Annotated in this window: 12 protein-coding genes; 4 read left to right on the forward strand and 8 right to left on the reverse strand. The window is 67.1% G+C overall.

From position 1 onward, the window contains the following. Positions 1-2 precede the first annotated feature (2 nt). The 8 genes from ACG2LG_RS15370 to ACG2LG_RS15405 all read right to left on the reverse strand — a co-directional run bounded on the left by ACG2LG_RS15370 (position 3) and on the right by ACG2LG_RS15405 (position 5,475). Positions 3-500, reverse strand: coding sequence for a hypothetical protein (locus ACG2LG_RS15370; RefSeq protein ID WP_396260420.1), 498 nt, complete (start codon positions 498-500; stop codon positions 3-5). Next, the gene (locus tag ACG2LG_RS15375; protein WP_396260422.1) at positions 497-1,084 is read right to left on the reverse strand and encodes a hypothetical protein; all 588 of its coding nucleotides are present in this window, start codon (positions 1,082-1,084) and stop codon (positions 497-499) included. Before ACG2LG_RS15375 ends, ACG2LG_RS15370 begins: the two co-directional genes overlap by 4 nt. Continuing rightward, the gene (locus ACG2LG_RS15380) at positions 1,065-1,700 is read right to left on the reverse strand and encodes an RNA polymerase sigma factor (protein WP_396260424.1); all 636 of its coding nucleotides are present in this window, start codon (positions 1,698-1,700) and stop codon (positions 1,065-1,067) included. The genes ACG2LG_RS15375 and ACG2LG_RS15380 overlap by 20 nt, the downstream gene beginning before the upstream one ends. 129 nt (positions 1,701-1,829) lie before the next feature. Continuing rightward, entirely contained in the window at positions 1,830-2,264 is a 435-nt protein-coding gene (locus ACG2LG_RS15385; protein WP_396260425.1) for a type II toxin-antitoxin system VapC family toxin, read from the reverse strand. Next, positions 2,261-2,500: a hypothetical protein gene (locus tag ACG2LG_RS15390; RefSeq protein ID WP_396260426.1), complete on the reverse strand. Its 240-nt coding sequence runs from the start codon at positions 2,498-2,500 to the stop codon at positions 2,261-2,263. The genes ACG2LG_RS15385 and ACG2LG_RS15390 overlap by 4 nt, the downstream gene beginning before the upstream one ends. Positions 2,501-2,584: 84 nt before the next feature. Next, the gene (locus ACG2LG_RS15395) at positions 2,585-3,751 is read right to left on the reverse strand and encodes an FAD-dependent oxidoreductase (protein ID WP_396260428.1); all 1,167 of its coding nucleotides are present in this window, start codon (positions 3,749-3,751) and stop codon (positions 2,585-2,587) included. Continuing rightward, a complete protein-coding gene (locus ACG2LG_RS15400; protein WP_396260430.1) occupies positions 3,748-3,990 on the reverse strand; it encodes a phosphopantetheine-binding protein in 243 nt (80 codons plus the stop codon). The genes ACG2LG_RS15395 and ACG2LG_RS15400 overlap by 4 nt, the downstream gene beginning before the upstream one ends. 48 nt (positions 3,991-4,038) lie before the next feature. Continuing rightward, positions 4,039-5,475 (reverse strand): MFS transporter, encoded by a 1,437-nt coding sequence (locus ACG2LG_RS15405; protein ID WP_396260432.1) that lies wholly within the window; start codon positions 5,473-5,475, stop codon positions 4,039-4,041. Between the two features lie 214 nt (positions 5,476-5,689). Between ACG2LG_RS15405 and ACG2LG_RS15410 the strand changes: the two genes are divergently transcribed. The 4 genes from ACG2LG_RS15410 (at position 5,690) to ACG2LG_RS15425 (ending at position 13,583) form a co-directional block, all read left to right on the forward strand. Next, entirely contained in the window at positions 5,690-6,913 is a 1,224-nt protein-coding gene (locus tag ACG2LG_RS15410) for an MFS transporter (protein ID WP_396260434.1), read from the forward strand. Positions 6,914-6,958: 45 nt separating this feature from the next. Beyond that, positions 6,959-7,879, forward strand: a complete 921-nt coding sequence (locus ACG2LG_RS15415; RefSeq protein WP_396260436.1) for an FAD:protein FMN transferase — start codon at positions 6,959-6,961, stop codon at positions 7,877-7,879. A 78-nt stretch (positions 7,880-7,957) separates the two neighbouring features. After that, on the forward strand, positions 7,958-8,611 hold the full coding sequence (locus ACG2LG_RS15420) for a PEP-CTERM sorting domain-containing protein (RefSeq protein WP_396260438.1): 654 nt from the start codon (positions 7,958-7,960) through the stop codon (positions 8,609-8,611). Between the two features lie 37 nt (positions 8,612-8,648). Beyond that, entirely contained in the window at positions 8,649-13,583 is a 4,935-nt protein-coding gene (locus tag ACG2LG_RS15425) for a DUF1800 family protein (protein WP_396260440.1), read from the forward strand. Positions 13,584-13,611 lie beyond the last annotated feature (28 nt).

Below are 13,611 nucleotides of genomic sequence, written 5' to 3' on the forward strand. Positions count from 1 at the left end.
CACTATGGACCCGACCCGGGTGGGGGCGCAAGTTCGACCGCCACGATCAGGCGTCCGCCGCGCCACTCCGGACCCAGCACCAGCACCGGCTTGCCGTGGGTCAATGCCATGCCCGACTTGAGGATCTTCTTGCGGCTCAGCCACAACTCGAGATCGAGCCGCATGGTGTCGCGGGAAATCACGCTCTCGGTCTCAAAGCGGCACAGGATCTCGTCGCTTCCCTTGATCGGCTGCGCCCAGTTCTCGTAGCTGCGATAGACCTTCTGGCGATCGGACCCGAGCAGGCGGTAGTGCGTGAACTCCAGGGGCTCGTGCCGGCGCAGCTGTTCGGCCGTGGCGGCCGGGACCTCCGTCGTCCGCTCACCGGCCTTCGCCGGATCGTCGTTGGTGCCGAAATACACCACAACCTCGACCTCACCCACGGCCTCCTTGCCGCGATCCGCCGCCGCTGCCGCAAGCGGCACCATCAGCGTGATGAGGAGCGTGGAAAGGAATCTCATCGCACGTCCTGGTCGTCTTCTTCCTCGCCGTGATTGGCCATCCGGCTCGGCTCCGGTTCGAGCATCGCCGTTTCGGGAATCTCCCACTCGTCGGGAATCGCCTGAACGCCGGCCAGCACGATCACCGAAGCCTCGTCGCCCCCGACGAACTCGGCCTGCACCCCACGCTCGGGGGTGTAGAGGACGGGTGCGAGCTCGGCGGCCACCGGTGGCGTCGCTTCCGGCACACCACCCCGGTCGTGGCCGAGGAAGAACCCCAGGGCCACCCCGGCCGCGGCCGTCGCCGGCATCACCCACAGCCACGGTCCGCGGCGGACCTTGCCGGGCTCGGGGGTCGGCCCGGCTGCGGGCGCGGAAAGCTCGATCTCGCGGCGGATGCGGGCGTTGAAGAACTCGGCGTGCGGCACCTCGTCTTCGCCTCCCAGGGCGGACCCCAGGAGTTCGCGGCTCCAGCGTGCCTGCTCGCGGCGTTCGACCCACTCGGGCTGCTCGCACGCCCAGCGCTCGACCTCGGCGGAGGCTTCGGCATCCAGTTCGTCCTCGACCCACAGGGCCAGGAGTTCGTCATCGGGCTTCGTATTCATCCTTCAGGAGTGATTGGAGTTTCTGGCGGGCGTAGTGCAGGCGGCTCATCACCGTGCCGATGGAACAATCCATCACTTCGGCGATTTCCTTGTAAGCCAGACCCTGCACGTCCTTCAAGATCACGACTTCGCGGTGTTGCGGCGAAAGCTGGTCGAGGGCGGCCTCGATCTTCACGCGCAGCTCACCGTCGCGCATGGCATCATCGGGCCGCCTCTCGGCCGCCGGCGTCGTCGTCGAGGCCGGATCGATCGACCCGGAGCCGAAGATCTCCTCGTTGAGCTCGCCCCCGCCCGCTTCCGGGCGCTTGCGGCGCGCCCAGTCGTAGACGGTGTTGTGGGCGATGCGGTAGAGCCAGGTCGAGAACTTCGCCTTCACCTCGAAGCGTGGCAAAGCCTTCCACGCCTTGATGAAGGCCTCCTGCGAGAGGTCCCAGGCGTCGGCTTCGTTTTTGGTCATCTGGCGAATCATGGCGAAAATCCTGCCCCGGTGACGGGTCACCAGTTCGTCGAACGCGGCGGAGTCACCCGCCTGCGCCTGAAGGACCAGCACCTCGTCGGCCGGCTCTTCGCCAGCCTCCGGGGATCCTTTCGACGCAGATGACTCGGATTTATTCATGTTGCTTCCGCCGGCCCACGATGGCGGGTCCGCCCGCGCCTGCCAAGTTTGGAGGTTCGGCCGTGGAGTGCCGCTCTACCGGGGCATTCTGCCGGACCAAATCCGCAACCCGGAGGTCGCTCGGGCCCATCAGCCATCGCGCAGCGGGTGACGCCAGTCCAGCAGCGGAAAGCGGGCAAAACCCGAATCGGTGCTGAACCAGATGGCGCCGGCCTCGATCGCGAGCGCGGCGTGGTAGGCATCCGGAATCAGGTTTCCCTTGGCGCCCACCGCCTCGCAAAGCGAAGTGAATATTCTCCAATGCTCCTTCCCCGGAGCGAGCAGATGGAGGCCGGTATGCCGACGAAGCCGTTCGCAGAACGCGAGGGCGAGTGGAAGAGGCGTCGGGTCGCGGAACGCTTTCGGATGGGTCACGACCCGGAGAAAGCCGGACAACACCAACTCCGACACCGCGCACAACTCCGGCGCGTCGAGCTGCGACTCGAGCCAGTCGCGATAGGCCGCATGATCCGGCGAGTCCTCGCGGTGCGCATAGACGAGGACGTTGACATCGAACAGTTTCACCGGGTCTCCATCAGGTCGAGCAACGCGGCATTATTGTCGAGATCCACACCGTCCTGAAGTCCACGGCCTCCGTAGGTCGGGAGCGGTTCGACAGGCGTCGGGGCATCGGCCGGACCGCGACTCAGCAACATCCGCAGCCCCTCGGCCACCAACTCGCCCAGCGTGCGGCCTTCGGAAAGCGAACGCTCGCGCGCCTCCTTGAGCAGGGCATCGGGTATGTTGACCGTCGTTCTCATGCATCATGATGTAGCAATGCTGAATCATGATGTCAACGGGGGGCAGAACTCCGCTTCTCAGAACTCTCGGAAAGAGCAACGGGCTCACCCGGCCGCCATTCGCCCGGCCGCCTCGCCGGTGGCGAAGCAGGTGCCCATCACGCGGATCGAGGCCTGGGCCTCGTGGTCGCAGGAAATGCAGCGCCCGGCGACGAACAGCCGCTCGAAGCCCTTCGCCCGCAGAGCTCCCGCCGGAATTCCCGCCGAGCGCCCCTCGTCCGGGTAGCGCAGCTTCGGGCCGCGGTTCGACTCCCGCATCTCCATCGGCCACGCGGCAAAGGCCACATCGTCGTCGTGGGTGGTGCCGGAAATCACCTCGTCGCCGGTCAGGCACGCCTCGCCCTGCCAGCGGCGGCTTTCGCGCACCCCGGCGCGCACCGGCCAGTGGGCCACGTAGGCCTCGTCCCAGCCCGGCTGATGCTCACGAAAATACCCGATGATCTCCCGGGTGATGGCCCGACCCGTGGACTCCAGAGCCGAGAGGCAGGCCGGATCCGTCGGGTCGTAGCGGCCCGTTTCCTCGCCGGCGAGATCGAGTGTGCCGAACACCTCGCCCGGGCGGCCGCTGCTGCGGAAATGCATGCCCATGGCGGACTTCGGCAACTCGCCGGCCCGCACGCCCTCGACGATTCGCCCGGCAAGCTCCAGACCGGAAAGCTCTCCGTTCACGCCTTGCACGCCACACACGTAGGCGGGCCGCTGGAGGCGCTCGGAGGGGGTCCGCTCATCCGTCAGGCGGAGCAAGGCCGCCGCCACCGCATCGCCGCTGGCATCGACCACCGCCGCCGCTTCGATGTCAAAATGCCCGCCCCGACAACTCGCCTGCGCCCGCCACCCGGGCTCCAGCGAGATCAGCTCGCTGTGGAAAAGGCATTCCACCCCCGCCTCGCGGACCATCGCGTCGGCGATCGAGGCAAAGTCCACCGGATGCTGCGGCAGCACCCACAGGCGCCCCATCTTCACCGGACCCCGCCCGGTCGCCACCTTCATGCGGTCGGCGATCTCGACCGGGAGTCCTTCGTTGGCATGCTCCGGCCCCTCGCGATCCATCCGGTAGAGTCCGCAGAAGGTGTGCACCAGCGAGGCCGTGCCCATGCCGCCGAGCATCCCGTGGCGCTCGACCAGCACCACCTTCGCGCCGGCCCGTGCCGCGCTCACCGCGGCGGCCAGCCCGGCACTTCCGCCCCCGATCACCAGCACGTCCGCCTTCATCGCCGCGAATTGATCGTCGCCACCATCCGCGCCGGCGTGCCCAGCGTCTCGCGCCCGACATCCCCGGCGCCGAGCACCACCCCCCAGCGTTCCTCGACCACCACGATCAGCTGCATCACCGCCATCGAGTCCATCCCGGCCTCGAAGAGGTCCGTCTCCGCCCCGGCATCCGCCGGGAGTTCGACGAGCTGCTCCTCGCCCAGCATCCTCAGAACGTCATCGACTGCACAATCCACCATGCTGCTGGCTGAGTTTCACCATCGCCATCCGCCGGGAACCTGACTGCGTCAAACCACGGATTTCTCATCCGGCGACGCCGCCTCGGCCACGTCCTCCTCGTCGGCATCGGCGACCCGGATCTTGTCCCAGAAGGAGAGGAAGAACAGAACCGCGATCCCTCCGGCGATCAACGCCGGCAGAATCCAGAACTCCTTCCACTGCTCCATCGTGCTGGTCAGCAAGTCGGGATCGACCCCGTCCGGCATGTCCATGGAAAACATCTGGCCGAGCTGTTGCAGGAAGCTGCTTTCTTCAGCACCCCGGATGCCCTTGATCTGCGCCTCCAGCGGAACAAATCCGGAGACGCCGCCGCCCCAGCCGGAAAAGTCGACGTTCATCCCGAAAAGCTTGCTCGGCACCTGGTACATCACCCCGAAGGCAATCGCGTAGCCGACATACATCCCGATGCCCTGGGTGAAGAAAACCAGCATGCTCTGCGCCTGGCTGCGAACTTTCTTCGGCGCCACCTTGTCGGTGTACATGAAGCCGGTGACGAAGAAGAAGTCGTAGCAGATACCGTGCAGGGCCACGCCGAGGAACAGCATCCACACAATCTGATCCGGTGCCCCGAAGGCGAAGAGAAGGTAGCGGGCGACCCACGCCAGCATGCCGACCAGGATCATCCACTTCACCCCGAGCCGGCGGAAGAAGAACGGGATCAGCAGCATGAAGATGATCTCGGACATCTGGCCGATCGTCATGGTCGATGCCGGCTGCAGGAACCCGGTGTTCTGGAGATAGTTGGATGTCAGCCCGTAGTAGTAGGCCAGCGGCACGCAGATCAGCATCGAGCAGATCATGAAGACCGCGAAGGCCGGGCGCTTGAAAAGCCCGAAGGCATCCACCATCAGCAGCGCGCGCAGGTTCACCGGCTCGCCCTTGGCCGGAGCCGGGGTGTGGGGCAGCACGAAGGAAAAGGCGCCGAGCACGAGCGAGGCCGCTCCCGCGAGGTAAAACATGCTGAACTTCGCCGACCAGCCGAGGATCCCGACCACCAGCCCCGCCGCGATCCAGCCGATCGTGCCCCAGACCCGGACCTTGGGGAAGGCGATGCGGTCGAGATGGCTGAAGGCCACCGAGTTTGCCAGCCCGAGCGTCGGCATGTAGGTCAGCATGTTGCCGATCATCAACCACACCATCAGCTCGCCATTCCCGGCCGCCGCCGCATTCGGAATCGCCAGCAGCAGCGCCCCGCCGATCAGGAACAGCACCCCCATCACGATCTGCGAGGGGAAAAAGCGGTCGGCGATCAGGCCGAGGAAAAGCGGCGCGATCATCGCCCCGATGGGGGCCGAGCCGTAGGCACCGCCCGAGAAGGCTCCAAGCTCGTTGCTGCCGAGGCAGAGACCCAGGGTGGCAAACCACGCCCCCCAGACGAAAAACTGCAGGAACATCATCACCGACAAGCGCATCGTCGGCCCGCCGTGGCCTCTCTCGTTCTCCATGCGCGACATCATGCCGCGATCCGACCCCCACCCGGCAAGCGCATATCGTCCCGGGGGACCGCCGATGATGAAATCGGCATCTCGCGGGTCCGGTGGCCGGCCCGGACGAATTCGCGTTCATTCGAGCCGATTCGGGCCTTCAATCCCCCCACCTCCCCCGGCCACCGCCATGTCGCCGATCTGAAATCCGAAATCTCCAAATCTGAAATTCCAGATGTCTCTCCCGCCGCCCGGACAGTTCGATTTCTCGCAGCAGCGGCGTACCTTCCGGCTCGAACTGCTGCGCTCCTTCCCGCAGGGCTTCGTCGAGACGGCGATGGCCACCTTCGCGGTCTTCGTCGCCATCCGGATCTTCGATCTGCCGTCGTGGGTGAAGGGCGCCATCCTGGCCTCGGGCAGTGTCGGCCTGCTGCTCAGCCTGTTCGTCGTCCAGATCATCCGCCGCCGCGGGTGGACGGTGAACAACGTCGCCGCGGGCTTCTGGTGCCTGTCGGCCGTCGGCTTCGGCACCTCGGCGGTCTCCGCCGACCGCCCCGTCCTCTACGCCGCCGGCGTGTGCTTCGCCTTCGTCTTCCTCGCCTCGGCCTCGCCGCTGATGGCACAGATCTACCGCAAGCACTACGCCGACGAGAACCGCGGGCGCCTGTTCTCCCTCACCTCGCTGAGCCGGGCCTGCACCGTCGCCCTCGGCGGCTGGCTGCTCGGCCTGTGGGTCGAAAACCAGGGCTTTCAGCCTCTCTTCGCCACCTACGCCGCCGGCACCCTGCTCATGGCGCTGTGCGTCCGCGCCATGGCCCCGGTCCGCCTCCGCGCCTCGAACCGCATCCGCTGGTTCGACGCCTTTTCCCACGTCGGCGACAACAAGCCCTTCGCCAAGCTGCTGGTGATGTGGATGCTCATCGGCCTCGGCAACCTGATTTCATGGGCGCTGTTCGTCGAGTTCATCGGCAATCCCGCCTACGGCTTCGGCTTCGATGCCGAGCGCACCGGCTTCATCACCGCCACCGTGCCGATGCTCGCCTTCATCGTCACGGTCGTCCCCTGGGGCACCGTCTTCGACAAGCTTCCCTTCTACCGCGTCCGGGCGATGGTGAACCTGTTCTTCATCGCCGGCATCCTCATCTACTATCTTGGCAGCAGCGTCTTCACCCTGTGCCTCGGCATCGCCCTGCACGGCATCGCCCGCTCCGGCGGCCAGATCCTGTGGATGCTGTGGACCACCCGCTTCGCCGAGGAGGACCGCCTCAGCGAATACCAGAGCGTGCACTCGTTTCTGACCGGCGTGCGCGGGGTGCTCGCGCCCTTCATCGCCTACGCCTGCCTCCAGCACCTCGGCCCCGTCTCCGTCGCCCTGATCGCCTCGGGCCTGCTCCTCATCGGCACGCTGCTGATCGCCCCCGAGATCCGTGCGGAGTTTGCGGCGGGCTCTCAGAAATAGGTCCTATGGGACCCATGGGACCTATGGTATCCCGCTCCGCAGTTCATGAAACTCTTCGCACTCCTCCTCATCGCCCCGCTGACCGCCGGCGAACGCCAGCAGTTCTCGCGGGAGTTGATGGGCACGACCTTCTCCATCACCTGCTACACCGACGACCCGGCCCTCGCGAAGAAGGCCGCCGCCGAAGCCTTCGCGGCCGCCGCGGCGATCAACGCCGTCGCCTCCGACTACCTCACCGATTCCGAACTCTCGAAACTCTCGAGCGCCCCGGTCGACGAACCCATCGAACTCTCCGCCACCCTCTTCGACCTGCTTGAAACCGCCCGGCGCACGGCACAAATGACCGGCGGCCTCTACGATCCCACCCTCGGGCCCCTCACCCGGCTCTGGCGGGAATCCCGCCGCACCGGGTGCCTGCCCGACTCCGAAACGCTCGCCGCCGCCCGCAAGGCCACCGGTTGGCAGCACTATGCGCTCGATTCCGAGGCCCGCACCATCACGCTCGGCAAGCCCGGCATGCGCTTCGACCTCGGCGGTCTCGCCAAAGGCTACGCCGCCGACCAGATGCTCGCGATCCTCGTCGAACAAGGAATCCAGCGCAGTTCGGTCGTCGCCGGCGGCGACATCGCCGTCGCCGCCGCTCCTTCCGGCCGCGGAGCGTGGCGGGTCGGCCTCAAGACCTTCGACCCCCGGAAGCCCGACGAGGCGGTCCCGCTCGTTCACGCCGCCGTCTCCACCTCCGGCGACCTCTTCCAGTTCGTCGACATCGACGGCGTCCGCTACTCCCACATCCTCGACCCCGCCACCGGCCTCGGTCTCACCGATCCGATCGCCGTCAGCGTCATCGCTCCAAAAGCCACCCTCTCCGACCCTCTCGCCACCGCCGCCTGCGTGGCCGGCGCCGACAAGGCGAAGGAACTCCTCAAGTCATGGGGTGCCACCGACTTCCGGGTGCGGACCCGCTGACCGCCGTGACGACCATCCCGGGTTCATGCCGGACGGGTTGATTCAGGCTTGCGCCCGCCCGGGCAAGGGGGAGGCTTGATGATGCTCGGCCGTTTCCTCAAGACCATCCTGCTCACCGGACTCGCGCTGGTCCCGGCAAAAGGGGTGGTGCTTTTCCAACTCGAGACCTTCGACGGCCCGACCGGCTGGACCGCGGGCAGTCCGCACCCGAGCCCGCCGTTCATCCAGCCCGACAGCGGCCCGCTGGGCACCGGCGACTCGTCGCTGGTCATCAACGCTTCGCCCGGCAGCGGCCCGGGGAGCCGGCTGGCCACCTACAACCGCACCGACTGGACCGGCGACTACCTCGGGGCCGGGATCTCGGCATTGACCATGGACCTGCGGAACCAGTCGCCCAACGCCAGCCAGATCCGGATCGGGGTCAACGGTCCCGGCGGCTGGTTCGTCACCGAGGCCCGGCCCCTCGGAGTCTTCAGCACATGGACCTCGGTGGAGTTTGATCTCACCGCCGACAGCCTGCTCAGTGCCGGGGGCAGCGACGCCCACGCCACCCTCGCCGGCGTCACCGAGCTGCGGATCCTCCACAACGCCGACGTCAATTTCCGCGGCGGCACCGGGCAGCGCACCCTGCGGGTCGACAACCTCTTTGCCGTACCCGAGCCGGAAATCCCGCTCCTCGCCGGACTCGGGGTCATTTTTTTGTGTGGTTTTTTGTGTCGACGCCGCCGTTGAGCCGCTCTAATCGTAAACTTTTGTAAATCATCCTCGCATGTCCCGAAGCCTCCGCCTCGCTGTCCTGGCGATCCTTTGGGCGGCCCCCAGCGCTCAGTCGCAGCTCACCGATCCCGTCTGGTCCCTCGGATCCGACGACGGTGCCGCCTCGCCGTTTCAGAACGAAAGCTACGATTCGAACGCCCCGCCCGGTTCCGCGTCGGCGAAGGACGACGACTACTATTTTGCGGGCACCTACGCCCCGCCGATCGGCACCGTCGCCAGCGACGAAGCCGTGTCCAACGTCGAGCGGGCGGTGACCGAGGGGGATCCGCGCGTGCGGTTCCACTTTCCGCTGACCGCGGCCCAGCGCTCTTCCACGGCCCGGCTGTTCCTCACCATCGACCTCTACTCGGCCGGGATGTGGGTCGGCAACACCCTGCCCGGCTTCGGCAGCCACGACGTGGAGGTCCGCCTCAATGGTCAATCGCTCGGCACCTGGACCGCGCTGCGCTTCGGGACGGTCCTGCGCATTCCCTTCGATGCCGTGGATTTCCCGCTGACCGCCGAAGACAACATCCTCGAGGTCGAACGCACCGGCGGCTCGGCGGGCGGCTACATCCTCTTCGATTTCCTGCGGCTCGACGCCGATGCCGATGCGCTGGCCGATGGCGACGCCGACGGCATGCCGCGGTGGTATGAGGAAACCTACGGCCTCGACGACGGCGAGCCCGCCGACGCCGTCCTCGATCCCGATGGCGACGGGCTCAGCTCGCTCGCCGAATCGGCCCTGGGCACCAACCCCACCAACCCGGACACCGACCACGACGGGCTGCCCGACAACGAGTCCAGCGACCCGCTCGATCCCGACAGCGACGGCGACGGACTCCTCGACGGTGACGAAGTGACGACCCATCCCGCCGTGGCGGACAGCGACGGCGACGACTTCCCCGATGGCTACGAGGTGGCGGTGGGCACCGACCCCGGCTCGGATGCCTCGCAGCCGTTCGCCTTCGCCGGCAGCATCGGCCTGCAATTTCTCGCCGAGCGGCCCGGCTCGGTGGGCCTCGGTCCCTGGGAAATCGCCGGCGTCGTGCCGGCCCCGCACTGGAACCACTCCGACCGCCAGCCACTCTGGCCGCCGAACGCGACGGCGCTCACCGGCTCCGCCAGCGGCCTGGTCGACGGCACCGGCTCCGCCACCCCGGTCACGGCCGGTTGGTCCTTTGGCTATGCGACCGTCGGCCGCCACTCACAAGCCGGAGACCCCCGCATCCTCAACGGCAGCCTGGGAACGGATCAACCCTTCGGCCCCGACGTGCCGGTCGAAGTCACGCTCTCCGGCATTCCCTTCTCCAGCTACGACCTCATCGCCTACGTCGGCGGTCCGAATCCCTACTACCGCGCCAGCGTGGCCCTGGCCGGTGATCCGACCAGCACCCGCTACCTGCTTTCCGGCGCGGCGCCCCCTTTCCTCGGGTGGAATGAAGCGACCGCCACCAGCACCGCGGAGGTCGAACTCTCCAACTTCGTCCGCTTCCGCGGTCTCAGCACCGCCGCGCAAACCATCGTCCTCCAACAACTCGACAACGACAGCGTCGGCCTGCACGGCATCCAGATCATCGACATGTCGTCCGACGCCGACAGCGACGGCATTCCCGATGCCGTGGAGATCGAAATGAACCTCGACCCGCAGGTTCCGGACGCCACCGCCGATCCGGACCAGGATGGGCTCGACAATGCCGCCGAAGTGGCCGCGGGCACCGATCCCCACGACGCGGACAGCGATGACGATGGTCTGCAGGATGGGGATGAAACCACGACCGATCCGCTCGATCCCGACAGCGACGAGGATGGCCTGCGCGACGGCGACGAAGTCCATGGCGATCCCTTCCCCTCCCTGCCGACGCTTGCGGACAGCGACAGTGACGGCCGGAACGATGCCGCCGAACGCGCCGCGGGCACCGACCCGATGAATCCCGCCGACGTCGCCCCCGGCGTGCCGGAATGGACGGCGGCCACACGCACATGGCACTGGCAGGTCGATGACCTGTCGCTGCGCTGGAACCACGGGCAGTCCCCGATGGCAGGCCGTCGCACCGAACTCGCCGAGCTGGTCACCGAGCTCGATGACGGCGGTTGGTCTTCGGCCGTTCGCATGGGCCTCTACTACCGCGACGGTGTGGTGACCTACCGCTTCCGCTGCATCGAGGACGTCTTCCACCAGGATGGCGAGCCGACCTGGGCCTTCTACCACACCGGCTCGACCCAGCCGGCGAATGACCTGAAACATGCCCTCGGCTTCAGTGGTTTCGGCGACGCCGACGACTCGCTGCCGCTGCGCTTCACCTTCACCGCCAACCAGCCGGATCCGGGCGAGAACCTTTGGACCCTCACCTTTCAACTCCACCAGACGGCGGACCCCGGAAATCCGGTGCTGCTCGGCACCCATACCTGGACCAACGCGGTCGCAGCCGATCCCCGGCTGCTCGACGGCAGCGCTCCCTGGACGGATGCCTCCGGCAACCCCGGCGTGCCCTCCATCGAGACCGAACCCGGCGTCGATGCCGTCATCACCCGCAACCCGCTCGGACCCGCCGACGGAGACCACGACGGCATGCCCGACGACTGGGAAAACGCCCACCTGCTGGATCCCTCCGACCCGACCGATGCGACCCTCGACCCCGACATCGACGGCCTGAACAATCGCGACGAGTTCTTCGCCGGCACCGATCCCAACGACGACGACAGCGACGATGACGGCGTGGACGATGGCGAGGAAATCCGTCAGGGCAGCTCGCCCACATCCGGTGACTCGATCCCCGCCTGGTTCCACTTCACCGGCACGCCCGACGACCTGGACGGCGACGGCCTCTCGGATGCGTGGACGATGTGGGCCGGCGGCACGCCGCGGGCCGCGCTGGCCGACGACGATGGCGACGGCATGACCAACCTCGAGGAAAGCGAGGCCGGCACCGATCCGGACGACCCGAACTCACGCCTTGATCTCGCCGCCCTGCGCCACGGCAACGACATGGTGCTCGACTGGCCCGACATCCGCGGCAAGGCCCACGTCGTCGAGTTCTCCGAATCGCTCGGCGGCTGGAACCCCGCCACCGGACTCCCACCCGCGACTTCCTCCGGTGGCCGCCTTTCCGTGACCATCCCCGACGCCTTCGGCGAAAACCACGGCTTCTATCGTACTTCGGTCCTCCCGCTCGACGCCGATGGCGACGGGGTGGACGACTGGGTCGAACTCGAGTTTCTCGCCAGCTCGACCACCTCGGCGGATTCCTCCGGCCAAGCAACCGAACGCTCCGGTCAGCCTCACCTTTCCGGCGACGCCAGGGCGCTGCTCGAAAAGCTCACCACCGGCACCTACCCCGGCTCCACCCGGCCCGGCATCCCCTCGCCCACCCAGGCCGCCCGTTTCCTGATGCAGGCCAGCTTCGGCCCCACGCCGGAGTCCATCGATCGCGTGCGCGAAATCGGCTACGAGGCGTGGATCGACGAGCAGCTCGCCCTGCCGCCCTCGCGGCTGCGCCCCTACGTTCAGGAGATCAAGCGCGATGCCGCCGATGGCCGGCTCGATCCGCTCTATGACTTCAACGAAGGCGGCGGCTACGTCACCGGCTACAACGTCACCACCCCGTGGGCGCGCCACGCGATCGACGCGCCCGACCAGCTCCGCCAGCGGGTCGCCTTCGCGCTCTCGCAGATCCTCGTGGTCTCACGCCGCGATGCCCAGCTCGCCGAACGCGTCGAGGGTCTCGCGACCTACTACGACATGCTCATCGACCAGGCATTCGGCGACTACGGCGGGTTGCTCCACGACGTCTCCCTGCATCCCGTGATGGGCTGGTATCTCAGCCACGTCGGAAACCAGAAGGCCGACCCCAGCATCCCGCGCTTTCCGGACGAGAACTACGCGCGCGAGATCATGCAGCTCTTCAGCATCGGCCTGTGGGATCTGAACATGGACGGCACCCGCAAGACGGACGAATTCGGGCAGCCGATCGAAACCTACGGCAACGGCGAGATCACCGAGCTGGCCCGCGTCTTCACCGGCCTCTTCTTCGACGCCCCCTGGGGCTGGGGCAGCGGCGGCTGGGCCGACGATCACTACGTCAAGCCGATGGTGATGCATCCGGACTACCACGACTTCGAAAGCAAGACGCTGCTCGGCGGCATCGTGATTCCCGCCCGCGATCCCAGCGCCGAGAACGGCCTTCGCGACATCCGGGACGCCGTCGACTCGCTCGTCCGGCATCCGAACACCGCGCCCTTCATCTCGAAGAAGCTCATCCAGTTCCTCGTCACGGCCAACCCGTCTCCCGCCTATGTCGGGCGCGTGGCGGCGGTCTTTGCCGACGACGGCAGCGGTGCCCGCGGCAACCTCGGTGCGGTGGTCAAGGCCATCCTCCTCGATTCCGAGGCGCGCGCGGTCCCGACGGATCCCGCCTTCGGCAAGACCCGCGAACCGGTGATCCGGACGATGCACCTGGCCCGGCTGATGAAGCTGACCGAGGCCCACCCGGACTTCGTCTGGTGGAATCCCGAACGCACCCACTATGCCTACAGTTTCCAGGAGCCCCTGCTGTCGCCCAACGTCTTCAACTTCTTCACGCCGGAGTACCAGGCCCCGGGCGAGATCCGCAATGCCGGGCTCGTCAGCCCCGGCTTCCAGATCGTCGATTCCTACTCCGCCATCTCGTTCCCGAACCTGCTTTGGGAATACCTCAACGAAGGCTACGCTTCCGGGTGGTCGATCCGCTTCGATCCCGACCACCACGAACTGCTGAAGGTCGCCGGTGACCATGAAACGCTGGTCGACCGCGTCAATCTCCTGCTCTGCGCGGGCAACATGAGCGCCCGCACCCGCACCGCCATCCTCGACGCCTTCGCCGCCACTCCCGACCTCACCGCCAAGGACAAGGTTGTCGTCGCCCTCTGGACCACCATCAACTCACCCGAAGGAGCCACTCAGCGCTGAGGACCGCCGATCTCCGAATCGGCATCCA

Source organism: Haloferula sp. A504 (genome assembly GCF_044385805.1).
GTDB lineage: Bacteria > Verrucomicrobiota > Verrucomicrobiia > Verrucomicrobiales > Akkermansiaceae > Haloferula.

Bases quoted from the DNA above. Each gene is read 5' to 3' on its own strand.
- ACG2LG_RS15370 (WP_396260420.1), bottom strand. From the start codon at position 500: ATGAGATTCCTTTCCACGCTCCTCATCACGCTGATGGTGCCGCTTGCG.
- ACG2LG_RS15380 (WP_396260424.1), bottom strand. From the start codon at position 1,700: ATGAATAAATCCGAGTCATCTGCGTCGAAAGGATCCCCGGAGGCTGGC.
- ACG2LG_RS15405 (WP_396260432.1), bottom strand. From the start codon at position 5,475: ATGGAGAACGAGAGAGGCCACGGCGGGCCGACGATGCGCTTGTCGGTG.
- ACG2LG_RS15420 (WP_396260438.1), top strand. From the start codon at position 7,958: ATGATGCTCGGCCGTTTCCTCAAGACCATCCTGCTCACCGGACTCGCG.
- ACG2LG_RS15425 (WP_396260440.1), top strand. From the start codon at position 8,649: ATGTCCCGAAGCCTCCGCCTCGCTGTCCTGGCGATCCTTTGGGCGGCC.
- ACG2LG_RS15375 (WP_396260422.1), bottom strand. From the start codon at position 1,084: ATGAATACGAAGCCCGATGACGAACTCCTGGCCCTGTGGGTCGAGGAC.
- ACG2LG_RS15400 (WP_396260430.1), bottom strand. From the start codon at position 3,990: ATGGTGGATTGTGCAGTCGATGACGTTCTGAGGATGCTGGGCGAGGAG.
- ACG2LG_RS15390 (WP_396260426.1), bottom strand. From the start codon at position 2,500: ATGAGAACGACGGTCAACATACCCGATGCCCTGCTCAAGGAGGCGCGC.
- ACG2LG_RS15410 (WP_396260434.1), top strand. From the start codon at position 5,690: ATGTCTCTCCCGCCGCCCGGACAGTTCGATTTCTCGCAGCAGCGGCGT.
- ACG2LG_RS15415 (WP_396260436.1), top strand. From the start codon at position 6,959: ATGAAACTCTTCGCACTCCTCCTCATCGCCCCGCTGACCGCCGGCGAA.
- ACG2LG_RS15395 (WP_396260428.1), bottom strand. From the start codon at position 3,751: ATGAAGGCGGACGTGCTGGTGATCGGGGGCGGAAGTGCCGGGCTGGCC.